Genomic DNA, 23480 nt, shown 5'->3' with positions numbered 1-23480 from the left:
GTGAGGATGGTGGGAATGAACAGGTAACTCAGATGAACAACTGGATGGCCGGCAAGGCGCGCGCGGCGTTGAGCAGGTCGATGCGCTTCTGGCGGATCGACCAGGAACCGGCGGGCGTTCGCACGAGGTGATGGCGAGCAGTGCCGCTCAGCAATATCTGGTCTTGCCCGCGCGCCTCGACGTAGAGGAACGGTGTGCGCAGCCAGGCCTCGTCGCCCGCCTCGCGCTCGATGCGCGAAGGCTGCAGCACATGCTGGCTGTGGCTGGCCGGGTGCTGCGAATGCGCGCGCGGATTCTTCAGGCGGTCCACGCGCAGTTGCAGCAGCAGGCGGTCTTCGTAGGCCAGCGAGTTGTGCGAGAACGGATCGGCCTGCGTCGCGCCGAGCAGGGGCACCCAGTAGTGGCCGTCTTCGGCGAACAGGGCCAGCCAGTCGTCGAGGCGCCGCTCGTCGAGCAACGCCGCCTCGTGGGCGACGAAATCGCGCGGGTCGTTCATGGCGCGGCCTCCATGCCCGCCACCATCGACTTCGCCCAGGCGCGGAACTGGTTGCGCATGAGCAGCTCGTTCGTGCCGTTGGTGGTAAGGGTCGGTTGCGCCAGCTCGGCCGCGTCGTAGTTGCGATGCAGGCTCACCCAGTCGTTGCCGTCGGCGCGCAGGCCCTGCTGGATGCTCTCGAACAGGTGCACGTCGTCATGCGCGACCACCGACATCGGCGAGAACACGAGCCGGTTGTAGCTCATGGCGCGCTCGAACAGCAGCGCCGGCGCGCCCGCCGCGCGAAAGCTCCAGGCCTCGATCAGCGTGCGGTTGGCCGCCAGCGGGCGAATCACGCGAATGGCCTGCGGCGAACCCTTGACCGACAGGCTCGGATAGAAGACCGAGTTCTGCGGCGAACGCTGCAGGATCTCCGTCGCACGCGCCTCGCCGTGCGCCGCGCGCATCGCGGCTTCGTATTCGGGCAACTGCGCGTAGTTGGAGTGGATGCTGAAGTTCACCCCCAGCACGCTGTGGCCGTTGGCGAACACACGCCCGCCCATCTTGTCGAAGAACTCGTAGCCGGAGCCGAAGGGCAAGATCTGCTCCATCGCCATTGGCTTGGGATCGGTGGGCGCATGGCCCTGCCACAGCGCCTCGGCGGCCTGCGTGGCCGATTCGTGCGTCGACATCGGGTGCACCGTGTCGTTGATGTTCTCCAGGTACATCTTCCAGTTGCAGTGGACGATGTTGCGCAGCACGCCGCCGCCCACGCTGAGCTTTCCTTCGGGCGAGCGGTCGACCATGTTGTCGATGGCGCCGAGCACTTCGCCGAAGTAGTCCTCGAACGAAGGGCCCTGCTCGGACAGTCGCACGAACACGAAGTCGCGGTACACCTTCACGTGCTTCACCGGCGCGAGCCCCTGCCCCGATTCGCAGGCTTTGAGCTGCGTGCCCTCGTAGCCGTTCTTCAGCGGAATCGCGAGCGGCGCGCCGTCGAGCTTGTAGGTCCACGCGTGGTAGGGGCAGCGGAAGAAGCGGCCGGCGTTGCCGCTCTCGTCCGTCACCAGCTGCGTGCCCTTGTGGGCGCAGCGGTTGTAGAGCACCTGCACGTCGCCGCCGGGTTGGCGCACCATCAGCAGCGGTCGCCCGGCGATCTCCTGCGTCACGAAGTCGCCGGCCTCGGGCACCTGGCTCGCATGGCCGAAAAAGACCCAGGTGTTCGCGAACAGATGCGCCTGCTCGAGCTCGAAAAGCTCATCGCTCAGGTACAGATCGCGGTGCACCCGGTCGTCCTGCACCAGCGCCGCGACGAGATCGGGGCGATTGCGGTAGGTGGTCATGGCGGTGGACTCGGTGGCTCAGGCCGTGGTGCTCAGGGGACCAGCTTCCACTGGCCTTTGGTCATCTGCACGATGACCACGCCGCGCTGGTCGGAGCCATAGCGGTCGTCGGGTTTGAAGGTGTAGATGCCGTGCGTGCCCACCAACTCCTTCGTGCTCACGATGGCATCGCGCAGCGCCGTGCGGTACTGCGGCGTGCCGGGCTCGCCCTTGGTGCGCGAGGCCGCATCGGCCAGCAGCAGGTAGGCGTCGTAGGTGTACGACGAGAACGCATCGGTCGGCGCCACGCCATTGACCTTCTGGTAGGCCGCGCGAAAGCCCATCGACACCTTCTTGATCGGGTTGCTATCGGGCAGTTGGTCCGCCACCAGCACCGGGCCGCTGGGCACCTGCAGGCCTTCGATGGAGGCACCGCCCACGCGCACGAAGTCGGCGTTGATGAGGCCGTGCGTGCCGTAGATCTTTCCCTTGTAGCCGCGCTCGGCGAGCGCGATGTAGGGCAGCGCGCCCGGCGTGCCAGAGTTGCCGGCAAACACCGCATCGGGCCGCGCCGCGACGATCTTCAGCACCTGCCCGGCCACCGACGAATCGCTGCGCGCATAGCGCTCGTTCGCCACCACCTTGATGCCGGCCGTGGCCGCGCTCTTCACCAGCGAGTCGTAGGCCAGGTCGCCCAGCGCGTCGGAGAAACCGATGAAGGCCACCGTCTTCACGCCCGACTTCTGCATGCGGTCGACCACGCCCGCGACCATGAGGGGGAATGGCTGCGACACCGTCACCGTCCACGCCCCCTCGGGGCCGGCAATGGTCACCGGCGTGGGCGAAATCAGCGGCGTGTTGAGCTCGCGCGCCACCGAGGCGATGGCCATCGCACCCGGCACGCCCGAGGTACCGATCAGCACGTCGACCTTGTCTTCGGTCACCAGCTTGCGCGCATTGCGCCCGGCGGTGGTGGGGTCGGAGGCGTCGTCCAGCACGATCAGCTGGACCTTGCGGCCGGCGATCTCGGGATGCTCGGCGATGGCTGCGCGGATGCCCTTTTCATACGGCACGCCGAGTGCGGCGACGGGGCCCGAGAGCGAGCTGATGAAGCCGATCTTGAGATCGGCCGCGGCAGCAGTCAGTGCAATGGGAGCAGCCAGCAACGCGAGGCCAAGGCGGGTGATTGTCTTCATGGGAGCTTTCTCTGCGGGACGGGTGGGCGAAGAAGAAGGGACATGGCTCGGCGGCGCCTCAGTAGCGCAGCGTGCGGCGCGATTCGAGATCGGCATCGACCTGCGCGGGCGTGAGCCGTTCCGGCTTGCAGTCGTAACGCTCGAACAGCGCCAACTGGTCGCTGTAGTGGCGGTCGTGCGCGCCATTCGGAGCGATGAAGCCGCTCTGCCCCGGCGCCGCGACCGAGCACATGTCGAGCGCACCCGGCCGCAGCACGACGCGGTAGCTCAGCGTGCCGCGGTTCATGTAGGGACTGAGCTCGGGCTCTTCGCCGGCGGCCGCCCACGGCACGCCGATGGCATTGATGCGCGAGAAGCGATGGCGCACCACCGGCGTGGTCCAGGCGGCCATGTCGGGCCCGAAGCGGGTGTGCAGTTCCGCCACGGCATCGGACAGCGCGGCGCGCACCATCGTGCGATGGTCCTTGCCGTTGAAGAAGTCGTGGCGCTGCGGCACACCCGACGCCGGTCCGCTCAGCGCGTTCCACAACAGCTTGGCAACGGCCGCGGGCTGCACGCTTCCCGGCGAGCCGCGCGGCGTGAGGGTTGGGTAGCCGAGGTTGGCGTAGCTCGCGAAGACCGCCGGCGGCAAGTCGTCGGCCAGCAGGCGCCGCGACATCGCGCCCAGCCAGGCGCGCAGCACGGTCGTGGCCTGGTTGTCGTAGACCTCGGCACCCGGGGCGGCGCGGTTCTTCATGTCCCACCTGGCCAGCAGGTCGGCAGCGCGCCGCACCGGGTCGCCGGCCGGCAGGCCTGCGGCCGCATCGACGATGAAGGGCACGAAGTAGCGCGCGTTCAGGTCGGCCTGCGCCGCGCCCTTGTTCACGTTCCAGATCTCGTCGGCGCCCAGCTTGCCCGTGCCCTGAAGCTGCGCATGGATCTCGGCGACACGGTCGACATGCGAGAAGTTCGCCCCGTCCGCGCGCAGGCCTTCGGCGATCTGGTTGTTCCAGCTCGCAAGGTAGCCCTGCGCGGGGTTGTAGGCGCGCGGGTTGGCGCTGAAGGGCAAGGTGCCTTGCCACTCCATGCTGCCGTCGCCGCGCGCGGGAAAGCGGATGTCCTGCGAGGCCGGACGGCGCGGCAGGCGCCCCAGCCCGACGGCGCCGATGTTGCCGGCCACGTCGGCATAGAACCAGGTGATGGAGGCGGCCACGCGCTCGCCCTGCGCAAGAAACCCGGACCAGTCGCGCGACTGCGCGGCACGCGCCCAGCCCATCATGGTCTCGATCTCGCGGCCCTGCCACGTGTTGCGCGCGGTGTAGGCGCGGCCGTTTGCCAGGTCCCAGCTCTGCACGAAGCCATGCACCGTTGAATCTATCTCCACGCGCTGCGGCGCGGCGCCCTTCACATGGATCACGTCGGTGCGCCGGGTCATCGGGCGGTAGGCGCCGTCGTACTTGTATTCGTAGCGGTTGGCCGGGTTCAGCTCTTCCTGGTAGATGTCGTTGGTGTCGAGCGAGCCCACCGTCGAACCCCACGCGATGGTGCCGTTGGTGCCGAACAGCACCGGCAGCAGGCCGATCGGCGTCAGGCCCGTGAGGTCGTAGCCCGCGCCGTGCAGGCCGATGCCATGCACGAACGACGGATTGTTGAAGCCCTGCTGGGGGCCGTTGTACAGAACGGCCACGCCTTCTTTCGTGCGCGAAGGGCCGAGCACCCAGGCGTTGCTCGCGGTCGGCATGCCCTCGGTGGCCGCAAGGCCCATGCGGGCCACCTGCATCGCGCGGAAGTCGGCCGCCGCCCGCTCGGAGACCGGCGCAAGCGCCGCGTCGCCGGGCTCGGCGCTGGCCAGATGCCGTTCGCCGCCGCGCGGAACGATGGTCGGCGCGGTGGTGTCTTCGAGCCACCGCAACTGCTCGTAGATCTGCATGCCGACGGCGTCGCCGCGTGCAGCCTTGAGCTGGTTGAGCAGCGCAAGGTTCGAGACCTCGGCCGTGCCTGCGAAGAATCGGTTGAGGATCAGGCCGATCCAGACCATCGCCACGTCGTCCGCGGTCCAGGTCGCCGGCTCGAAGCCGTTGTCGATGAACTCACGCGGCAGCAGCCGGTCGCGGTTCGCCATCACTTCACGGATGCGTGCGTTGACGCCTGCCGCATAGCCTTCGAACATCGCGCGGTCGTCGGCGCTCAGCGCATCGATCTGGCGGCGGATCGACACCGGGTCGATGTTGGAGCGCGTCGCCTTGTCGGTCGCCACGAAGTCCGGCCCCAGCACCTCGGCCACGCTGCCGTTGCCCGAACGTCGCGCCATCTCCAGCTGGTAGAGCCGGTCTTCGGCAACGGCATAGCCGAAGCCATAGAACAGGCCCTTCGTGTCATGGGCGTAGACGTGCGGCACGCCATAGCGGTCCCGCTTGATGGTGACTTCGCCGCCGCCGGGCGCGGTGGCCGCGCAGCCGGCCAGCAGCACGGCGGCGAGCAAGGCCACGCCGGTCGCGCGCCGGCCCGAAGGACGACGACGCAGAAGACGAAGGTGCGGGTGCATGGGGTGGGTGCCGTTCATCGAAGGGGCAGGACGCTCAGGGAACCAGCTTCCACTGTCCCTTTTCGAGCCGCACGACGACACGCGAGCGGTCGTCCGAGCCGTAGCGGTCGGTCGGCTTGAAGTTGTAGACGCTGTGCGTGCCCACCAACTCTTTGGTGCTCACGATGGCATCGCGCAGGGCCAGGCGGAACTGCGGCGTTCCCGGCTCGCTCTTGCTGGCCAACGCGCGCTGCGCCGCATCGAGGTAGATCAGCCAGGCATCGAAGGTGTAGGCCGAGAAGGTGTCGGTGGGCGGCGCGCCGTTGGCCTTCTGGTAGGCGGCGCGGAAGTCCATCGCGATCTTCTTCATCGGGTTGCTGTCAGGCAGTTGCTCGGCCACGACCACCGGGCCCGTGGGTGCCAGCAGGCCTTCGACCGACGTGCCACCGACACGGATGAAGTCGGGGTTGATCAGCGAATGCATGCCGTAGATCTTTCCCTTGTAGCCGCGCTCGGTCAGCGCCAGGTAGGGCAAGGCGCCCGGCGTGCCGGAGGCACCGGTGATCACCGCATCGGGGCGCAGCGCCACGATCTTCAGCACCTGCCCGGCCACCGACGAATCGCTGCGCGCATAGCGCTCGTTCGACACCACCTTGATGCCGGCCGCGGGCGCGGACTTCGTGAGTGCGTCATAGACCAGGTCGCCCCAGGCGTCGGAGTAGCCGATGTAGGCCACCGTCTTCACGCCGGCCTGCTTCATCTTCTCGACCATCGCGCCCATCATCAGGGGCGCGGGTTGCGGCAGCGTCACCATCCATGCACCCTCTTCGCCCGCTAGGTCGGCGTTGGCGATGGAGATGAGCGGCGTCTTGGTCTCGCGCGCCACGCCCGCGATGGCCAGCGAACCCGGCGCACCGGCCGTGCCGATGATGACGTCGACCTTGTCTTCCTCGATCAGCTTGCGTGCATTGCGCGCGGCGGTCGAGGGGTCGGAGGCATCGTCGAGCGAGATCACCTGGACCTTGCGGCCACCGATTTCGGACTTGTAGGCCAACGCCGCCTTCATGCCCTTGTCGTAGGGAATGCCGAGCGACGACACCGGCCCCGACAGCGAGGTGATGAAACCGATCTTGAGATCGGCGGCCCATGCGCTCGCGGCGCTCAGCGCGCCGAGGCCCACGGCCATGGCCGCGAGTGTGCGAATTCGGTTCAGGACTTTCATGGCGATGCTCCAGAGGTTGTTTTGAAATGAACGTGAGGAAAACCGAAGACTCAGAGGGCCAGGCTGCCGACGCTGGTGCCGCCGCACACGTACAGCACCTGGCCGGTGACAAAGCTGTTCTCGGGCGCGGCAAAGAAACGCACGGCGCGTGCCACGTCGGCCGATTCGCCCAGGCGCTTGACGGGCACCGAGGCCGCGAGCGCGCGCTCCTTCTCGCTGCCGGCCTCGACCACGTCGTAGAACATGTCGGTGCGAATGGGGCCGGGCGCGACCACGTTCACCGTGATGCCGTCGCCCGCGAGTTCGAGCGCCCAGGTGCGGGCCATGCCCAGCATGCCGGCCTTGGTCGCCGAATAGCTGGTGCGCGTGGCCAGGCCCAGTGCGGCGCGCGAAGACAGCAGCACCACGCGGCCGAAGCGCTGTGCGCGCATGGCGGGCAATGCGCCCTGCACGAGCTGGATCGCACAGCCCAGGTGCAGGTCGACCAACGCATCGAGATCGTCGAGCTTCACGTCGGGCAGCAAGGCGGCGCGGATGACGCCGGCGTTGTGGATCACGGTGGTCGGTGCGAAGCGCTCGACCAGTTCGCGCACGGCCTCGCCGGTGGCGGCGCGGTCGCTCAGGTCGACTTCGATGCTGTGCAGCTTCGGATGGTCGATCTCGGCCTTGCGGCGCGCCAGCGACACGACTTCGTAGCCCTGCGCGAGCAGGTCTTCGCAGATGGCCTTGCCGATGCCGGCGCTGCCGCCGGTGACAGCCGCGACCTTGGATGCAACGTTGCTCATGCCGAAGCTCCCACCAATGCCAGCACACGCAGCGGGCTGCCGCTGCCCTTCTCGATCTTGAGCGGCGGGCAGATCAGCACCGCGCCCGACGGCGGCAGCAGGTCGAGGTTGCTCAGGCACTGCAGCCCATAGCGCCCGGCGCCATGCATGTAGTAGTGGCACGGATAGGGCGGGCGCAGGTGGTAGCCCTGCCCTGCATCGGTGCCGATGGCCTCCGAGCCGAAGCCCAGCACGTCGCGTTGCTCGACCAGGAAGCGCACGGCCGCCGTGCTCGGGCCGGGCGTGTGCTGGCCAGTCTCGTCGAAGTTCTGGTAAGCCTCGGGGTCGGTGCGCTTGGACCAGTCGGTGCGCATCAGCACCCACGCGCCCTTCGGAATGCGGCCATGCGCCGCTTCATAGGCCTCGATGTCCTCAAGCGTCAGCAGGTAGTCGGGATCGTCCTTCACCTGCGGCGAGCAGTCGACCACGCAGGCAGGCGCCACGAAGTGCTGCACCGGAATCGTGTCGACCGAGTTGTTCGGCAGGTCGCGGCCCGAGATCCAGTGGATCGGCGCATCGAAGTGCGTGCCGGTGTGTTCGCCGCAAGAAAAATTGTTCCAGTACCAGCCCGGCCCGCGCTCGTCGTACTTCGACACTTCCTCGATGCGGAAGGGCCAGCACTGGCCCATCTCGGGCGGCAGCGCGATCTGCGGAAACTCGGGCGTGAGCGTCTGCGTGAGGTCGATCACGCGGATGCGGCCGCTGGCCATCGCAGTCACGAGGCCGCCGAGAATTTCGGCGGCGGACATCAGTTCGGTGGTTGTCGTCATTCGTGTGGCTCCTGTTCTCAGCCGCCTGCAGCCAGCTCGCGCTCGAGCACCTTCGGGTTGTCGCGCCAGCGCTCCAGCCACTCCTGCGCCACGTCGCCGGGGTACACGTCTTCCACGCCGTCGCGCAGCGCCTTCACGATGGCGTTGGCCAGCGCGGCGGGTGCGAGCTTGGGCGGTGGCGTGTGCTGGTTCCATTCGTCGTCGATGGGGCCGGGGAACACGTTGATCACGCGGATGCCGGCCGGCCGCATCTCGGCGCGCAGGCACTGCGCGAGCGAATGCGCCGCCGCCTTCGAGGCGCTGAAGGTGCCGTGCGGCGGGAAGTTGCTGAGCGCGTAGATCGACAGCAGGTTGACCCACGCCGTCGCGCCCGTCACGCCGTCGGCCGAGCGGCCTTTCAGCGCCGGACCGAACTCCTGCGCAAGACGCAGCAGGCCGAAGTAGTTGATGTCCATCTCGGCCTTGGCCACGTCCGTGCCGCGCCGTGCGCCGATGCCGAAGGTGCGATGCACCTCGGCGTTGTTGATGACGATGTCGACCTTGCCGCCGATGGAGCCCGCCAGCTCCGTCACCTGCCGGCCGTTCGTCAGGTCGAGCGGTACCAGCGTGACCTGCGGCAGCGCCGAGATGTCGTCGAGCCCGTCGCCCATCTTCTTCCACGGCTCGGCATGGCCGACCCAGACGATGTCGGCGCCGGCCTTCACCAGCGCACGCACGATGGCTTGCCCGGTTTCGGTCTTGCCGTCGGTCACCAGCGCCTTGCGGAACTTGGGGTCGCTGGTCATTTCACGCAGCATCTTGTCGTCGGCCATATGGGCACTCCCTTCATTCGGAAAACCAATGAGAACGGCCTGGCCCGCGCGGTCGAGCCGGGCACCCACGCGCACGCGCTGCGGTGCGTCACCAACTTCGCCGTGCAGGTGGACCATGAGCGTCGGGCCGGCATCCAGGTGCACCAGGCCCAGCCGCCAGGGCAGCCGCTCGCGGAAGAACAGGTCGTTGCTGTGGTGCAGCGTGGTGCTGCCGAGCAGTTCGCCCTCGCCGCTCTGCTGGCGCCAGCGCAGGGCGGCCGACAGGCATTTGTGGCAGACCTCGCGCGGCGGGTACTGCACGGTGCCGCAGTCCTCGCAGGTCTGCAGCTCGAAGCGGCCTTCGGCGGCAGCCGCCGTGAGGCCGAGCGCCACGCGGCCGCGCGCACCGGGCGGCAGGTTCATCTGCCGGGTGCGCAGCACCGGGTTCTTGCGCGGGGGGCGCATCAGGGGCATGGTCATGCGGGTCTCCCGAGGATGACGGCGCCTGTGCAGAGGCAGCGGTCGTAGGTCACCATGCCGAAGCCGGCGACGAGGCCTAACTGCGCGTCAGGCACGGCGCGCGCGCCAGCCTCGTCGGTCAGTTGGCGGATCGCCTCGACCATGCCGAGGAAGCCGCCCGCCGCCCCCGCCTGTCCGGCCGACAGCTGCCCGCCGCTCGTGTTATTCGGAAAGCTGCCGTCGAAGGTCATGGTGTGCGACTGCACGAAGGCCGGGCCCTCGCCCTTCTCGCAGAAGCCCAGGTCCTCGAACTGCATCATCGCGATCACCGGGTAGTCGTCGTAGGTCTGCACGAAGTCGAGCGCCGTGGGCTGCACGCCGGCCTGCGCGTAGAGGTCGTCGCGGTCCTTGCGCCAGCCGCCCTGCACCATCACCGGATCGTCTGCATAGGCGTTGTGGCGTTCGATGGCACCGCGGATCACCACGTGCGCCAGGCCCAGGTCGCGTGCACGTTCCTCGCTCATCACGAGGAAGGCGTCGGCACCGGCGCAGGGCATCACGCAGTCGAACAGGTGAATGGGGTCGGAGATGGGCCGCGCGGCCATGTACTCGTCGAGCGTCAGCGCCTTCTTGAACATCGCGTTCGGGTTGCCGAGCGCGTTGGTGCGTTGGTCCACGCAGATGCGGCCGAAGTCTTCGCGCTTCGCGCCATAGGTGCGCATGTAGTTCGCGGTGATGAACGCGAAGATCGAGTTCGGGCCGCCCGAGCCGTAGGGGTAGCTGGCGTCGCGCGCAAAGTTGCTGAAGCTGCCGAGCGTCTGGCGGAAGGAGTCGACGTGGTTGGTGTCGGCCCCCACGCAGGCCACGATGTCGGCATCGCCCGCCTGCACGGCCCGCGCGGCGCGGCGCAGGCACATCACACCCGAGGCACCACCGGTCGGCACGTGGTCGAGCCAGCGCGGCGACAGGCCCAGGTGCTGCGTGACGCCCACGGCCGTGTCAGGCGCGAGCGAGAAGCTGCTCAGGCACAGGCCGTCGATCTGTTCCTTGGTCACGCCGCTGGCATCGATCAGCGCCTCGATGGCCTGCCCGATGAACCAGTGCGCCGTGCGCGTGGAGTAACGCACATAGGGCACGGTGACCGGCACGGCCACCGCAACGCCTTCGTAGGAGAGCCGTCGCTTCGTCATGCCTGCCTCTTTTTCATTGCGCGGGTGTCGATGCAATGGCCCTGGCCCGGCAGCGACTGCGCCATCTCGCGCAATTGGCCGCGCTGGATCTTCTGCGAGGGCGTGAGCGGCAGTGCGTCGACAAAGGCCACGTAGCCAGGGGCCTTGTAGTAGGCCAGCTGCGCCAGCGCATGCTCGACGATGCTGGCGGCGATCTGCGTGCGCTGCGAGGCGTCGGCGTCTTCGCGCATGACGATGCAGGCCAGCACCTCGTCGCCGCGCACCGCGTCGGGCGTGGCGGCCACGGCCGATGTCTTCACGGCCGGGTGCTGGTTGAGCACGCTCTCGACCTCGACGGCCGAAATGTTCTCGCCGCTGCGGCGGATCACGTTCTTCTTGCGATCGACAAAGAAGAAATTGCCCTCGGCATCGCGGCGCACGAGGTCGCCGGTGTGGAACCAGCCATCGGCCCAGGCTTCGCGGGTGGCTTCTTCGTCTTTCAGGTAGCCGGAGAAGAAGTAGCGCTGCGGGTCATCGCCGGCCGAGCGCACCAGCAGTTCGCCCGGTGCATCGACGCCGACGTCGCTGCCGTCCTCGCCCACGAGGCGGATCTCCACGAAGTCTTCCTGCCGGCCGAAGCAGCTCGTGCCCACCAGGCGCGGCTCGCGGTTGGCCATGATGCAGGCGGCGGCGCCGGTCTCCGTCATCGCCCAGGCCTCGACCAGCGGAAAGCCGAAGCGCTCTTCGAAGGGTGCGTGGTTCTTGCGGTCCACGCCCGCGCCGAAGCCCCAGCGGATCGCATGGTCACGGTCGGCGGCCGATGCGGGCGCCGACAGCAGCATGGCCGGCATCACGCCCAGGTAGTGAACGATGGTCGCGCCGCTTTCCTTCGCGCTGGCCAGCCAGGTCTTCGGGTGGAAGCGGTCGAGCTGCACGAGGCACCCGCCCGCGACCAGCACCACCATGGTGGAGAACGCCATCGCGTTCATGTGGTTGAGCGGCAGCGGCGTGATGACGCGCTCTGCATCGGGGCGGATGCTGCACACGCCGTCGAGTGCGGCATACCACTCGCCCGCGCGCAGGAAGTAGGCGTTACTCAGGATGCAGCCCTTGGGCCGGCCGGTGGTGCCCGAGGTGTAGAGCAGGCCGCATTCGGTATCGACGCCGATGGGCTCGCCGGCACGCGGCGCGGCCGTCTTCGCGCGGGGAATCGCGTCGTCGGGCCCCATCGTCTCGAAGGCCACGCCTGCTTGGGTCGCAGCCGCGCGCAGGTCGCCGGCCCGTTCGGGCAGCGTCACGGCCAGGCCGATCTCGCTGTGGCCGATCAGGTAGACCAATTCGGCCGAGCGCATCTCGGCGTTGATCGGCACCACGCTCACGCCCAATGCATTGAGCGCGAACCAGTGAAAGAGAAAGGCAGGCCGGTTTTCCAGCAACAGGCCGATGCGGTGGCCGTGCCCGTAGCCGGCTTGCGCATAGGCCGCGCGCAGGCGTTCGACCTCTGCAGCAGCTTCGCCCCAGCGGATCGCACCGGCTGCAATGCCATAGGCGGCAGCGGTCACCGATTCGGTGAACAAAAACTCGGCATCCGGCGTTCGTTGCGCGGTCGCCGCGAAGACTTGATGGACGGTGGCGTGTGTCATCGCGTCCTTAGATGAAGAGTTGCACGGCCGGCAGGGCCGCGTCGCAGTTGAGCAGGTTGACGCGCTTGAGCGTCATGCGCAGCGCGCCGTCCTGCACCACGAGGTGATGGAAGAAAGTGCCGACGTAGAACTGCAGTTCGTCGCCCTGCGATTCGGTGTAGTGGAATTCGGTGCGTACCACGAAGCGGTTCGCCTCGGCGTCGAACTGTTCGACCACCGGCACCTGCAGCAGGTGATGGCAGCGGCTCGGCGGCTGCTGCGAAAACGCGCGCGGGCTCTTCAGGCGCTCGATGCGCAGGTCGCGCAGCAGCTTGTCTTCGTAGAGGTGCGAGGTGTGGTTGAGGCCGTCTTCCTGGTCGGGCACGAGCGGAATCCAGTAGAAGGCGTCGTCGGTGAAGAGCGCGTTCCACGCCTCGTAGCGGCGGGTGTCGAGCAGGTGCGCTTCGTTCACGACGAAGTCGATCAGGTCCTGGCGGGTGACTTCGGAGTGGGTGTCGGTGCCGGCCATCACATGGTCTCCGTCATGCGTTGCACCCAGCTGCGGTACTGGTTGCGCATCGGCAGCTCGTTGGTGCCGCCGGTGGTGATCTCTCCGCCCTTCAGCTCCGACGGGTCGTAGTCGCGGTGCAGGCTCACCCACTCGTTGCCGCTCGCGTGCAAGCCGGCCTGCATGCCGCGGTAGGCCTGCAGGTCGTCATGCCCCACCACCGAGAACGGCGAGTTGATGAGGCGGTTGTACATGGTGGTGCGCTGCAGCAGTTCGGGTGGCGCGCCCTTCAGGCGGAAGGTCCAGCTCTCGACCAGCGTCTTGTCGGCCGAGATCGGCTTGACCACGCGAATGGCCTGGATCGCGCCCTTGATCGTTAGGTTCGGGTAGTACACGGTGTTGTGCCGCGCCATGCCGAGGATCTGCGCCGTCTTCTCTTCGCCGTAGCGCGCCTTCATGGCGTCGTCGTACTCGGGGATCGCCTTGTACTTGCTGTGGATGCTGAAGTGCACGCCCGTGAAGCTGTGGCCGTGGTCGTAGATGCGGATGCCCATGTCTTCGAAGAACTTGTAGTCGGACATGAAGGGCACGAACTGCTCGACCGCCATGGGCTTGGGCTCGTCTTCGGGCTTGTCGGCCCACATGCGCTTGGCGGTGCCGGCTGACGACTCGTGCGCCACCATGGGGTGCATGGTGTCGTTGAGGTTCTCGACGAACATCTTCCAGTTGCACTGGTGCATGAAGCGCAGGCAACCGCCCGCGATTTCCAGCTCGCCTTCGGGCGAGCGGTCGGCCATGTTGTCGATGGAGCTGAGCGAATCGCCGAAGTATTCGTCGAAGTCGGGCCCGGCGTCGTTGATCTTCACGAAGATGAAGCCGCGGTGGCTGCGCACATGCTTGAGCGTCGTCAGGCCCTTGGCCGATTCGCACTCGTGCAGCGCCGTGTTCTCGTAGCCGGTCTTCAGCGGAATGGCCAGCAGTGCGCCATCGGTCTTGAAGGTCCACGCGTGGTAGGGGCAGCGGAAGAACTTGCCGGTGTTGCCGCAGGGCCCGCTCACCAGCCGCGAGCCCTTGTGGGCGCAGCGGTTCATCATCGCGCGCACGCTGCCGTCGGTGTGGCGCACGACGATCAGCGGGCGGCCCGCGATCTCGTTGCTGAACCAGTCGCCAGGCTTCGGGATCTGGCTTTCGTGGCCGACGTAGTTCCAGGTGTTGGCGAAGAAGTGCTCCTGCTCCAGCTCGAACAGTTCCTGGCTGGTGTACAGGTCGCGGTGCACGCGGTCGTTCTGCACCAGCGCGCGGATCGCGTCGGGGTTGTCTCGGTACGAGGTCATGGTGTTGTGCCTCCTGATTTCTTCAGATGTCGAGCACCAGCCGCGCACCCTTGGCGCGCGAGATGCAGATCTGGATGACATTGCCCTCGGCCTTCTCGCGGGCGGTGAGCACGTAGTCGCGGTGGTCGATCTCGCCTTCGAGCACGGGCACGGCGCACACGCCGCATTCACCGCGCTTGCAGTCGAACATCGGGTCGCAGCCGTTCTCGATCAGGCAGTCGAGGATGCTCTGGTCGGCCGGCACGGTGAAGCGCTGGCCCGATTGGGCAAGCTCCACCTCGAAGGGCTGGTCGCCTTCTTCGGCGACCGGCTCGGTGAACAGCTCGAAGTGCACGCGGTCGTGTTCCCAGCCGCGCGCCTGGGTGCGGGCGAGCACGGCATCAAGCATCACCTTGGGGCCGCAGACGTAGAGGCGGTCGCCGGTGGGCACGCCATCGAGCAAGGCGTCGATGTCGAGCGGCGTACCGGCTTCCGCATCGGCATGCACGCGCAGGTCGTCGCCCAGCAGTGCTTTCAGCTCCGGCAGGAAGGCCATCAGCTCGCGGCTGCGACCGGCGTAGTGCATGCGCACGGGCGCCTCTTCGGCGCGGCGCCGCGCGGCCATGGTGGCGAGCGGCGTGACGCCGATACCGCCGGCCACCAGCACCGTGCCGCCAGGGCCGGTGTGCAGGGGAAAGTCGTTCTTCGGTGGCTCGATGGCGACGGTGTCGCCTTCTTTCAGCTGCTCGTGCATGAAGCGCGATCCACCACGGCCTTCGGCCTCCTTGCGCACCGCGATCACGTACTCGGTCGGCGCGTTGGTGGCGTTGCGTGCCGTTGCGAAATTGATGAGCGAGTAGTGGCGCCAGTCGGTCTTGCCATCGGGCAGCGACACCTGCACGCGGATGTGGGCGCCTGCGGCAAAGCCGGGCAAGGCGCGACCGTCTTCGGCGCGCAGCCGCAGCAAGCGGATCAGCGGATTGAGTTCACGCGTTTCGGCGACGCGCAGCGCAAGGGTGGCGGTGGGAGCGGTCATCTTCTGTGTCTCTTCAGGCCAGGGCGTGCTGCGCCAGTGCGGCTTGCAGCTTGTGGCCGTGTTCGTCGGCCAGCGCGGCATCGCGCAACTCGCGCAGCGTGGCGGGTGCCAGCGCCGCGCCGGCACGCTCGAAGGCACGCATCACGGTGTCGTAGTTGCGAAGGCCGCGCTCGTGCGTGTCGCTGTAGCCTTTCACGAGGCGCTGGCACTGGGCCAGCTCGACCGCCAGCGCCGGGTTGCGCTGTGCGGTGGCGGCGATGCGCTGCAGCCACTCCTCGATGCGGCGGTTTTCTTCGGCATAGCGCATGGTCGACAGGCGCCAGCGCTTGCATGCCGCGACGGTGCGCAGCATGAGGTAGCCGCGCAGCGAGCTGGTCTGGATCACACGGCCGTGCTGGGTATAGCGCTCGACCAGCTTCTTCGGCAAGGTCGAGTTCATCAGCCAACGGCCGATGCCGCCCGGCAGCGTCTCGCAAATTTCCTGCAGGCGCGGGTGCATGTATTCGTTGATGGCGAGCACCTGGCCGGGCTGCACGCGGGCCTCGCCGCGCACGCGCTCGAAGCGTGTCGCGCGGGTCTTGAGGGCGGCGACGCGGGCGGTGTCTTCGTACGACATCCACAGCGCGAGATGGCGCGCGGTTTCGCGCAGCAGGCGATGGGCATCGTCGTTCGGCAGGGCTGCAATGGCGGCCATGCGGTCGAGGTACAGACCGGCGTAGGCCGTGTCCTGGTAGTCGATGAGGCGGCGCACACCTTCGAGCAGAAGGTCTTGCGCCGTTGCCGGGAATTCGCGCTGGACGCGTTCGACCAGGGCACGCACGGCGGGGTGACGCGGCTGCGGCGTTGGCGTGGCCGGCGGTGCGGCTTCCTGCGCTTCGCCATCGTCGCCACCCTGGGCCCGCACGAACGCGGCGCCGAAGGCCTTGAGGCTGGGCTTGACCCCCACGCCGCCGCGCTCGATGGTGGCCTCGAACTGCGCACGGCTGAAAGGCAGCACGCCCGAGCCGGCCAGTGCGCCGAACAGCACGGCGCTGATCACGCTGCCCGACACCTCGGCGGCCTGCGCCATGTCGAAGCGGATGAAGCGCTTGGCGGCCTTGGCGGTGTGCGCGAGCAGTTGCGCGCTGTCGACGCGGCCATCGCCCAGTGCGCTTTTTTCCGCGATGGAGAACACGCGGTGCGTCGATGCGATCAGCGTGGTGCGGTCACTTGTGACAAGCCCGCGCTGCACGGCGCGGCCCGCTTCCATGAGTTCCGATGCCAGCACCACGTCGACGTCGCCCGGCAGCGGCATCAGCGCCAGCACCGGCCGTCCGCCGTCCGCTTCGGCTTGCGCCGTGGGGTACAGCTCGACGTAGTAGATGGTGGCGCCGGTGCGCTGGGCCACGCCCGGCACCGATGTGGTCTGGGCGACGTAGCCGTTGGCCTCGCCCATGTCGACGATCCAGTCGGCCAGCACGCCGCCGCCCTCCCCGCCCATGGCGAGGATCGCGATCTTGATGGGTTGCACCTTGTTCGTCATGGGTTCAGAAGGCATAGGCTTCGCGGCGGCGGGCTTCGCCACGCTGCAGCCAGCCGATCACCGCTGCGCGCACGCGCTCGCGCAGCGTGTCCCAACGGCTGGGGTTGCTCACGATCTGCGCCTTGTAGAACGAAGGGCACAGCACTGCGGCATGCGAGACCTCGCCGCACACGCCGCAGCCCACGCAGCTGTCGAGCACGGTCGCAACCGGGTCGGTGCGCAGCGGATCGGGGTTGGGCTTGATCGACAGCGACGGGCAGCCCGACAGGCGGATGCAGGAGTGGTCGCCGGTGCAGGTGTCGGAGTCGACGCCGAATTTCTCGCGCACCATGCGCTTGCCGTCTGAGATGGCCTTGCGCACCAGCGGCTTCTCGCGCCGCTGCTTGTTGAGCATGCACTCCGACTGCGCGATCAGGACCTTGGGGCCCTGGGTCCTGGTGGTCAGCGCTTCCTTGAGCGCGTCGCGCATGCCGGCGACGTCGTAGGTCCGACGCAGCGTGCGGACCCATTCCACGCCCACGCCGCGCACGGCACGCTCGATGGCATGGCCGGTGCTGCGCGTCTTGTTCGCGGCGTGCGACGAGAGGATGTCTTGCCCGCCGGTCGCCGAGGTGTAGTTGTTGTCGACGACGATGGTGAGGTTGTCGCTCTTGTTGAAGACCGCGTTCGCCACGCCGCTGGTCAGGCCGTTGTGCCAGAAGCCGCCGTCGCCCATCATCGATATCGCGCGCTTGCCGGCCGGCACATTGAGCGCCGACGCGCCCGCCCCGCCCAGGCCATAGCCCATGGTGGTGTTGCCGATGTTGAAGGGCGGCAGGATCGAGAACAGGTGGCAGCCGATGTCGGCGCTCACGTGATGCGGGCCGAGTTCGCGTTCGACCAGCTTCATCGCGCTGAAGATCGGGCGCTCGGGGCAGCCGGTGCAGAAGCCCGGTGGGCGGGCATGCACGACCTCACCCAGCGAAGTGGATGGCAGCGCGGGTTCGGGTGCCGCATCGATGCCGATGGCGGCCACTTCCTTGAGCGGGATCACCTTGCGCACCGGTGCGGGAACGGGCAGCGGTGCGAGGCGGCCGTAGCGTTCGCAGAAGCTGCGCGCGCCCTTGAGCAGTTCGGACGAGGTGTACTCGCCGGCCACAGGCAGCATGTCCTTGCCGTGCAGCGCGGTGGTCGAGCCGGCCTGCCGCAGGATGGTCGCAAGGTTCTGCTCGACGAAGTTGGGCTGGCCCTCTTCCACGATCATCACCGCGCGCTTGCCTTCGCAGAAGCGCAGCACCTCGCTCTCGATGACGGGGTAGGCCACGTTCATCACATAGAGCGGCACCTGGGTGTTGCCGTAGACGTCGGCCAGGCCGAGGCGTTCGAGCGCGCGCAGCATGGTGTTGTAGCTGCCGCCCTGCACGATGATGCCGATGTCGTCGGCGTCTTCGGAAAAGAACTCGTTGAGCTTGCGTTCCTCGATGAAGCGCACGGCGGCGGGCCAGCGGTCTTTCACCTTCTCTTGCTCGTGCACGAAGCTGGCGGGCGGCAGCACGATGCGGCTGACATCGCGCTGCGGGTTCTCCATCGCTTCCTGCAGCGTGAACTTCGCGCGCTTGTTGTCACCAGCGATGAAGTGGCCGTGCACGTGGCAGGCACGGATGCGCAACTGGAGCATCACGGGCGTGTTGCTGGCCTCGGAAAGATCGAAGCCCTGCTTGACCGCGTCGACGATGCTCGGCAGGTTCGGGCGCGGATCGAGCAGCCAGATCTGCGACTTCATGGCGAACGCATGGCTGCGCTCCTGCATGATCGACGAACCCTCGCCGTAGTCTTCGCCCACGATGATCAGCGCGCCACCGGTCACGCCACCCGATGCCAGGTTGGCCAGCGCGTCGGAAGCCACGTTGGTGCCCACCGTGGCCTTGAAGGTGACGGCACCGCGCAGCGGGTAGTTGACGGAGGCGGCCAGCGTGGCGGCGGCCGTGGCCTCGCTGGCGCTGTTCTCGAAGCGGATGCCCTGCTCGGACAGGATGTCCTGCGCATCGGCCAGCACGTCCATCAGATGCGAGATGGGCGCGCCCTGGTAGCCGGCGACATAGGAAACACCCGATTCGAGCAAGGCCTTGGTCACCGCCAGAATGCCTTCCCCGCGGAAGACATCTCCACCAGAAAGCCGCAGTTTCTTGACTTCTTCGACGAACGAACGCTCAGCCATGTGGGTCCTTGTTCTCTATCGTGGGACGATGCGCTCATCTGCCACATCATGCTTTCTATAATGTTGACAAATGAATGTATCCACAATCATGAATTACCCTAGACATGCAAACAGCGTGCCCGCAGCCGGTGTGGGCTGTCTGCCTATGAGGTGCCTTCATGGATGAACAACCCGTTGCATCGCATCGCTTTGTCGATGACTACCTGCCGGCGCTGCTGGCGCAGGCCAGCCAGCTGATTTCCTCGGAGTTCCACGAGGTCGCGCGGCAGCAGGGCTTTTCTGTGTCGGAGTGGCGCGTGATGGCCTCCCTGGCGGGCAGCGATGCCATCAGCATCGGCCAGCTCGCCCAGGTGACGGTGACCAAGCAACCGACGGTGACGCGGCTGCTGGACCGCATGGAATCGCGCGGGCAGGTCGAGCGCCTGCCCCACGAAAGTGATCGCCGCATCACGCTGGTGCGCATCACGCGCAAGGGCCTGAAGGCTGTCGAGCACCTGATGGAACTGGCGCGGGACCACGAACGCCGCGTGCTGGAGCCCTTCGGATTGCGACGCGCCGAAGAGCTGAAGCAGACGCTGCGGCAGATGATCGACCTGCACGTGCATGTGCCGGTCGAGGCACCCGAAGAAGACTGAGCGCCCTCGCCCCTTGCCGCGCCCTCTCCGCTAGGGCACGAGCACCGCGCGGCCGCGATGGCCGCGCTGCGCGATCCAGTCGAGCGCAAGGGCCGCATCGGCCAGCGCGAAGCTCTGCACGTCGAGGTGCAGGCGACCATCGGCCAACCGTGCGAGCAACCTGGGCACCGCGGCACGGCCCGCGGCTTCTCGCCTGAACATGTTGAGCGGCAGCAGCGCCACGTCGCGCTGCAGGAAATGGGCGATGTCCAATTGCAGCGACGGGCCGGCGGTGTAGCCGACCAGCACGGCGCGCCCACCCGGACGAACAGAAGGCAAGACTGCCGATAGAACGCTTCCGCCGACGGTGTCGATCAGCAGGTCTGCGCTGGCGACTGGCGGAGGATCGGCACGCGGGTCGACGGGTGTCACGGTGCATCCGGCCTCGCGCGCCAATTGAATGACGAGCGAGCCCACGGCGCCGCTTGCGCCTGTCACCAGAAGATGCTCGCCGGCATTGAGCTTCGCGACTTCATGCAACGCCACCCAGGCCGATGTGCAGGGCGAGAAGAATGCGGCGCCGAGCGTCATCGGCAGTGCATCGGGCAAGGCACCGAGCGCCTCGTCGGGCGCGTCGATCAGTTCGCACCAGGTGCCGTCGAACAACGTGCCGAGCCCGCTGCCACGCAACCACACGCGCTGCCCCGCGGCATAGCAGCCGCTCGCGACGACGATGCCGGCGGCCTCCACGCCCGGCGTGTACGGCAACGGCGGATGCCGGAGAAAACTGCCGCGCCACACGGTGCGATCGATATGGCCGACTGTGGCGGCCTGCATTCGCACGATGGTGCGGCCGGGGCGTGGCACCGGGTCGGCCACTTCTTCGAGCACCGGCACGGCATCGAAGCCATGGATGCGAACGGCCTTCATGGCCGCGTCGAGAGAAAGTCGAGCACCGCGCGCGCAAAGGCCTCGGGCATCTGGTCGGGCAGCGGCACCATGCCGCCTTCGATATCGACGATGCGCGCCTGAGGCAGATGGTGCTGCAGCTCCTGGGCATGCGGGGCGGCAAACGGGTCGTTGGTCGCGCGGATGATGAGCGCGGCCTGCGTCACGCGGCCGATGCGGTCTTCCATGCGGTACGACGCAACCGCGCGGTGCCCTTCCTCGACGCGGTGCCCCACCTTCAACGCATCGCGCACGAAGGCTTCGAGCAGATCGGGGCGCCCCGGCGGATAGAAGCCCTGGCGCCGCTGCCACAGCGCCGCGAGATGGCTGCCGTCTTCGCTCGGAGCGACTTCATCGATCGGTGGTCTTTGCGCGCGCGCACGGCGAAAGGCCTCGTCTGTGTACGGCGTGGACGACAGCACCAGGCTGCGCACACGCTCCGGAAATGCTGCAGCCAATTCGAGCGCGATGACGCCTCCGGTGTGATGCCCGACGACATCGGCGCGCCCGATGTGCAATGCATCGAGCAGCTCGCACGCCACGCGTGCCCACTGCGCGATGCTCGCCGGCACACCACCGTCGGCGGAGTCGCCGAAGCCTGCGGTGTCCATGGCGATGGCATAGCAGCGCGCGCCGATCAACGGCAGCACGTCGCGGTACTCGGCCCAGCTGCGCGGCGACTGGTGCAGCAGCAGCACCGCGGGCGCCTGCGGATCGCCGCATGCCGCGTAGTGCACCTGCCCCACCGACAGGTCGGCGAAGGCGCGGCGAAGAATCGTCATGGCAGGGTCTCGTCGGCCGGCGCGCGCCAGAGGCCTGCGTGCCGCAGTTCGCCGAGCGTGCGCGAGAGCACGTCGCGGCGATAGGCGGCGATGTCGCGGCCCTCGTAGTCGTAGAAGCCGCTGCCGGTCTTCAGGCCGAGCCGGCCCTCCTCGACCATGCGGCCGACGATGGCCGGCGCGGTGTAGCGGCCAGGGTCGAGCGAGGCCGACATTTCGCGGCTTGCGTGATGCAGGATGTCGCAGCCGCCGAAGTCGATGAACTCGACCACGCCGAGCGCTGCGAACCGAAGGCCGAGGCCATACCGCGTGGCCTTGTCGATTTCTTCGGCTGTGGCAGCACCGTCTTCGATCATGCGGGCCGCCTCGTTCATGACCAGCGCCTGCAGGCGCGGCACGATGTAGCCCGGCGACGCGCCACACACCACGGGCAGCTTGCCGATCGCCTCCATCAGTGCCTTGGTGCGTGCGAGCACGGCGGCGTCGGTGCCCGGATGACAGCTCAGTTCCACCACCGGGATCACATACGCCGGGTTGAGCCAGTGCATGTTCAGGAAGCGCGCCGGCAAACGCACCAGCGCCGCGAGCTGCGTGACGAGGATGCTGCTGGTGGTCGAGGTCAGGATCGCGTCGTCGCGGCAATGGCGGTTGAGCTGCTCGAAGGCTTCGCGCTTGGCCTCCATCGTTTCGGGCACGCCTTCGAACACCAGCTCGGCGGCGGCCAACGCTTGCGGTGCCGCGGCGGCATTCACAAAATCCACGCGGGCGGCAATCGACTGGATCTGCTTCGCATCGAGCACGCCGAGCTGCGCCAGGCCTGCAAGGCTGGCCTCGATCTCGGCCTTGGCTTCGTCGCGCAATCGCTGCCAGGCATCGTCGCTGCGCTGGCGCAGGTCGATCAGCGAAATGCGGTGGCCGGCATAGGCGAATGCGATCGCGATGCCGCGCCCCATGCGGCCCGCACCGACGGCCGCGAAGCGGGGCAACGCGGCGTCATTCGCCATCGTGCAGCCTTTGCCTGAGCTGCGCCGCGCTCAGGTCGGCAAGGCCGAGGCTCTCGAAAGTGCGCGGGCCTTGACGCAGGTCGCGGCCAAGGAAGCCGCCGACGATGGCCAGCAGGCCGTGCGCGATGGGCGCGTCCACGCCGGCATGGCGCGCGGCCGAGGCCAGGAAGGCGAGGCCGAGTTCGGTGTCTTCCGTGATGTAGCGGTGCGTGTGCAGGTCGATGTTCTCTCGCCAGTCGCCCGACTTGACGAGCTGCTTGTGGGCATCGCCGTACATCCAGCGGTCGTTGTCGTAGTGGTCGGCCAGCGGATAGTGCGGCGCGCCCTGGCCGAAGGCTTCGCGCACGGCGATGCGCTCCTGGTCGAGCCGGTCGGTCACGTCGCGCACGGCGCGCTGCGTGCCTTCGTTGTGGATGTCCCAGCGCTCGAAGTGCTGCAGCGGCGCGGCGTTCATCACCATCAGCGGCGGATGGATGACGGGGCCGGCATTCATCAGCGCGCCCGACAGCGCGTCGCCGCAGCCGTGGACGGCCGGGTAGGCCTTGCGGATCACCGCGATGGCCTCGGCTTCTTTGCGCGCCGGGTAGACGCCGGTCGGCAGGCGGATGGCGCGGATCGTGACGTTGACTTCGCGCTCCCCGTGCTTGCGCGCCAGATACGGCAAGGTGCCCGTTTCGGCCCAGGCCACGTCGGCGCGGCTGCCCGCCTGTTTGACGGCCCTTGCCATCACGTAGCTGCCGAAGGTGCCCGGCGGCAAAAACACGACCTGGCCGTCGACCAGGTGCGGAGCCATCGCAAGCGCGATGTCCTGCTGGGCGATGGCGGGCGTGGGAATGACGATCAACTCGGCCCCTTTCAGGGCTGCGGCGATGTCTGCGGTGGCGAGTGCGAGCGGCACTTCGCGCGCACCGTCGGCGTCCTTCAGCATGATGGCCCCCGTTCGCAGGACCGGCTCGAGTGCCTTCGCGTCGCGGCGCCACAGGCGCACCTCGTGGCCGGCTTCGGACAGGTCGGCGGCGGCCGCGTAGGCGCCATGACCACCCCCAAGAATCGCAAGTTTCATGTTCGAAAGTTGAAAAGCAGGTGTCGATGAACCGGCAGCCGCAGGGCGGGCCCGGGAAAGCAATGCGCCATTACATTACTTTTCATCGATTAAGGTGTCAATCAAATTTCTCGACGACCCGATGCTCGGAAACCCGAAACGAA

At 67.7% G+C, this 23480-nt stretch carries 20 protein-coding genes; 1 reads left to right on the top strand and 19 read right to left on the bottom strand.

Annotated features, from left to right (window positions below; translation table 11 throughout):
- Nucleotides 1-28 precede the first annotated feature (28 nt).
- From BLQ28_RS00910 to BLQ28_RS00840, 15 genes are read right to left on the bottom strand one after another with little or no spacing between them, the layout of a single operon-like run.
- Nucleotides 29-496 (bottom strand): aromatic-ring-hydroxylating dioxygenase subunit beta, encoded by a 468-nt coding sequence (locus tag BLQ28_RS00910; protein WP_093236689.1) that lies wholly within the window; start codon nucleotides 494-496, stop codon nucleotides 29-31.
- Nucleotides 493-1818, bottom strand: a complete 1326-nt coding sequence (locus tag BLQ28_RS00905) for an aromatic ring-hydroxylating dioxygenase subunit alpha (RefSeq protein ID WP_093236688.1) — start codon at nucleotides 1816-1818, stop codon at nucleotides 493-495. Before BLQ28_RS00905 ends, BLQ28_RS00910 begins: the two co-directional genes overlap by 4 nt.
- A gap of 32 nt (nucleotides 1819-1850) precedes the next feature.
- Nucleotides 1851-2993, bottom strand: a complete 1143-nt coding sequence (locus BLQ28_RS00900) for an ABC transporter substrate-binding protein (protein WP_093236687.1) — start codon at nucleotides 2991-2993, stop codon at nucleotides 1851-1853.
- Nucleotides 2994-3051: 58 nt separating this feature from the next.
- On the bottom strand, nucleotides 3052-5535 hold the full coding sequence (locus BLQ28_RS00895; RefSeq protein WP_256327129.1) for a penicillin acylase family protein: 2484 nt from the start codon (nucleotides 5533-5535) through the stop codon (nucleotides 3052-3054).
- 16 nt (nucleotides 5536-5551) lie between these two features.
- The gene (locus BLQ28_RS00890) at nucleotides 5552-6718 is read right to left on the bottom strand and encodes an ABC transporter substrate-binding protein (protein ID WP_093236686.1); all 1167 of its coding nucleotides are present in this window, start codon (nucleotides 6716-6718) and stop codon (nucleotides 5552-5554) included.
- A 50-nt stretch (nucleotides 6719-6768) separates the two neighbouring features.
- Entirely contained in the window at nucleotides 6769-7503 is a 735-nt protein-coding gene (locus tag BLQ28_RS00885; protein WP_093236685.1) for an SDR family NAD(P)-dependent oxidoreductase, read from the bottom strand.
- Complete coding sequence (locus BLQ28_RS00880; protein ID WP_093236684.1) at nucleotides 7500-8312, bottom strand: cyclase family protein; 813 nt, start codon at nucleotides 8310-8312, stop codon at nucleotides 7500-7502. Before BLQ28_RS00880 ends, BLQ28_RS00885 begins: the two co-directional genes overlap by 4 nt.
- Before the next feature lie 17 nt (nucleotides 8313-8329).
- Complete coding sequence (locus BLQ28_RS00875) at nucleotides 8330-9583, bottom strand: SDR family NAD(P)-dependent oxidoreductase (RefSeq protein WP_093236683.1); 1254 nt, start codon at nucleotides 9581-9583, stop codon at nucleotides 8330-8332.
- Nucleotides 9580-10752, bottom strand: a complete 1173-nt coding sequence (locus BLQ28_RS00870; RefSeq protein ID WP_093236682.1) for a thiolase family protein — start codon at nucleotides 10750-10752, stop codon at nucleotides 9580-9582. Before BLQ28_RS00870 ends, BLQ28_RS00875 begins: the two co-directional genes overlap by 4 nt.
- Nucleotides 10749-12374: an AMP-binding protein gene (locus BLQ28_RS00865; RefSeq protein WP_093236681.1), complete on the bottom strand. Its 1626-nt coding sequence runs from the start codon at nucleotides 12372-12374 to the stop codon at nucleotides 10749-10751. Before BLQ28_RS00865 ends, BLQ28_RS00870 begins: the two co-directional genes overlap by 4 nt.
- Nucleotides 12375-12381: 7 nt before the next feature.
- The gene (locus BLQ28_RS00860) at nucleotides 12382-12882 is read right to left on the bottom strand and encodes an aromatic-ring-hydroxylating dioxygenase subunit beta (protein WP_093236680.1); all 501 of its coding nucleotides are present in this window, start codon (nucleotides 12880-12882) and stop codon (nucleotides 12382-12384) included.
- Nucleotides 12882-14195, bottom strand: a complete 1314-nt coding sequence (locus tag BLQ28_RS00855; RefSeq protein WP_093236679.1) for an aromatic ring-hydroxylating dioxygenase subunit alpha — start codon at nucleotides 14193-14195, stop codon at nucleotides 12882-12884. The genes BLQ28_RS00860 and BLQ28_RS00855 overlap by 1 nt, the downstream gene beginning before the upstream one ends.
- 22 nt (nucleotides 14196-14217) lie before the next feature.
- A complete protein-coding gene (locus BLQ28_RS00850) occupies nucleotides 14218-15210 on the bottom strand; it encodes a PDR/VanB family oxidoreductase (RefSeq protein ID WP_093237635.1) in 993 nt (330 codons plus the stop codon).
- 13 nt (nucleotides 15211-15223) lie between these two features.
- On the bottom strand, nucleotides 15224-16732 hold the full coding sequence (locus tag BLQ28_RS00845) for an indolepyruvate oxidoreductase subunit beta family protein (RefSeq protein WP_093236678.1): 1509 nt from the start codon (nucleotides 16730-16732) through the stop codon (nucleotides 15224-15226).
- Nucleotides 16733-16736: 4 nt separating this feature from the next.
- On the bottom strand, nucleotides 16737-18929 hold the full coding sequence (locus BLQ28_RS00840) for a thiamine pyrophosphate-dependent enzyme (RefSeq protein WP_093236677.1): 2193 nt from the start codon (nucleotides 18927-18929) through the stop codon (nucleotides 16737-16739).
- A 158-nt stretch (nucleotides 18930-19087) separates the two neighbouring features.
- On the opposite strand from BLQ28_RS00840, the gene BLQ28_RS00835 reads away from it, so the two are divergent.
- A complete protein-coding gene (locus BLQ28_RS00835) occupies nucleotides 19088-19564 on the top strand; it encodes a MarR family winged helix-turn-helix transcriptional regulator (RefSeq protein ID WP_093236676.1) in 477 nt (158 codons plus the stop codon).
- A gap of 30 nt (nucleotides 19565-19594) precedes the next feature.
- Here BLQ28_RS00835 and BLQ28_RS00830 read toward each other — a convergent pair whose 3' ends face one another.
- The 4 genes from BLQ28_RS00830 to BLQ28_RS00815 are packed head-to-tail and all read right to left on the bottom strand — an operon-like array spanning nucleotide 19595 to nucleotide 23337.
- Nucleotides 19595-20473, bottom strand: coding sequence for a quinone oxidoreductase family protein (locus BLQ28_RS00830; protein ID WP_093236675.1), 879 nt, complete (start codon nucleotides 20471-20473; stop codon nucleotides 19595-19597).
- Entirely contained in the window at nucleotides 20470-21273 is an 804-nt protein-coding gene (locus BLQ28_RS00825; RefSeq protein WP_093236674.1) for an alpha/beta fold hydrolase, read from the bottom strand. Before BLQ28_RS00825 ends, BLQ28_RS00830 begins: the two co-directional genes overlap by 4 nt.
- Nucleotides 21270-22274, bottom strand: coding sequence for a 3-hydroxybutyryl-CoA dehydrogenase (locus tag BLQ28_RS00820; RefSeq protein ID WP_093236673.1), 1005 nt, complete (start codon nucleotides 22272-22274; stop codon nucleotides 21270-21272). Before BLQ28_RS00820 ends, BLQ28_RS00825 begins: the two co-directional genes overlap by 4 nt.
- On the bottom strand, nucleotides 22264-23337 hold the full coding sequence (locus BLQ28_RS00815; protein WP_093236672.1) for an NAD/NADP octopine/nopaline dehydrogenase family protein: 1074 nt from the start codon (nucleotides 23335-23337) through the stop codon (nucleotides 22264-22266). The genes BLQ28_RS00820 and BLQ28_RS00815 overlap by 11 nt, the downstream gene beginning before the upstream one ends.
- Between the last annotated feature and the right edge of the window lie 143 nt (nucleotides 23338-23480).

It is taken from the genome of Variovorax sp. EL159 (assembly GCF_900100965.1).
Classification (GTDB): Bacteria; Pseudomonadota; Gammaproteobacteria; order Burkholderiales; family Burkholderiaceae_C; genus Variovorax.
Note: the sequence above shows the minus strand (reverse complement) of the source record. Positions and strands in the feature narration are given on the sequence as shown.

Excerpts from the sequence above, each read along its gene's own strand:
- BLQ28_RS00875 (WP_093236683.1), bottom strand. The coding sequence starts at position 9,583 with ATGACCATGCCCCTGATGCGCCCCCCGCGCAAGAACCCGGTGCTGCGC.
- BLQ28_RS00835 (WP_093236676.1), top strand. The coding sequence starts at position 19,088 with ATGGATGAACAACCCGTTGCATCGCATCGCTTTGTCGATGACTACCTG.
- BLQ28_RS00860 (WP_093236680.1), bottom strand. The coding sequence starts at position 12,882 with ATGGCCGGCACCGACACCCACTCCGAAGTCACCCGCCAGGACCTGATC.
- BLQ28_RS00815 (WP_093236672.1), bottom strand. The coding sequence starts at position 23,337 with ATGAAACTTGCGATTCTTGGGGGTGGTCATGGCGCCTACGCGGCCGCC.
- BLQ28_RS00855 (WP_093236679.1), bottom strand. The coding sequence starts at position 14,195 with ATGACCTCGTACCGAGACAACCCCGACGCGATCCGCGCGCTGGTGCAG.
- BLQ28_RS00880 (WP_093236684.1), bottom strand. The coding sequence starts at position 8,312 with ATGACGACAACCACCGAACTGATGTCCGCCGCCGAAATTCTCGGCGGC.
- BLQ28_RS00905 (WP_093236688.1), bottom strand. The coding sequence starts at position 1,818 with ATGACCACCTACCGCAATCGCCCCGATCTCGTCGCGGCGCTGGTGCAG.
- BLQ28_RS00895 (WP_256327129.1), bottom strand. The coding sequence starts at position 5,535 with ATGAACGGCACCCACCCCATGCACCCGCACCTTCGTCTTCTGCGTCGT.
- BLQ28_RS00830 (WP_093236675.1), bottom strand. The coding sequence starts at position 20,473 with ATGAAGGCCGTTCGCATCCATGGCTTCGATGCCGTGCCGGTGCTCGAA.
- BLQ28_RS00845 (WP_093236678.1), bottom strand. The coding sequence starts at position 16,732 with ATGACGAACAAGGTGCAACCCATCAAGATCGCGATCCTCGCCATGGGC.
- BLQ28_RS00890 (WP_093236686.1), bottom strand. The coding sequence starts at position 6,718 with ATGAAAGTCCTGAACCGAATTCGCACACTCGCGGCCATGGCCGTGGGC.
- BLQ28_RS00820 (WP_093236673.1), bottom strand. The coding sequence starts at position 22,274 with ATGGCGAATGACGCCGCGTTGCCCCGCTTCGCGGCCGTCGGTGCGGGC.
- BLQ28_RS00870 (WP_093236682.1), bottom strand. The coding sequence starts at position 10,752 with ATGACGAAGCGACGGCTCTCCTACGAAGGCGTTGCGGTGGCCGTGCCG.
- BLQ28_RS00865 (WP_093236681.1), bottom strand. The coding sequence starts at position 12,374 with ATGACACACGCCACCGTCCATCAAGTCTTCGCGGCGACCGCGCAACGA.
- BLQ28_RS00840 (WP_093236677.1), bottom strand. The coding sequence starts at position 18,929 with ATGGCTGAGCGTTCGTTCGTCGAAGAAGTCAAGAAACTGCGGCTTTCT.
- BLQ28_RS00900 (WP_093236687.1), bottom strand. The coding sequence starts at position 2,993 with ATGAAGACAATCACCCGCCTTGGCCTCGCGTTGCTGGCTGCTCCCATT.
- BLQ28_RS00825 (WP_093236674.1), bottom strand. The coding sequence starts at position 21,273 with ATGACGATTCTTCGCCGCGCCTTCGCCGACCTGTCGGTGGGGCAGGTG.
- BLQ28_RS00910 (WP_093236689.1), bottom strand. The coding sequence starts at position 496 with ATGAACGACCCGCGCGATTTCGTCGCCCACGAGGCGGCGTTGCTCGAC.
- BLQ28_RS00850 (WP_093237635.1), bottom strand. The coding sequence starts at position 15,210 with ATGACCGCTCCCACCGCCACCCTTGCGCTGCGCGTCGCCGAAACGCGT.
- BLQ28_RS00885 (WP_093236685.1), bottom strand. The coding sequence starts at position 7,503 with ATGAGCAACGTTGCATCCAAGGTCGCGGCTGTCACCGGCGGCAGCGCC.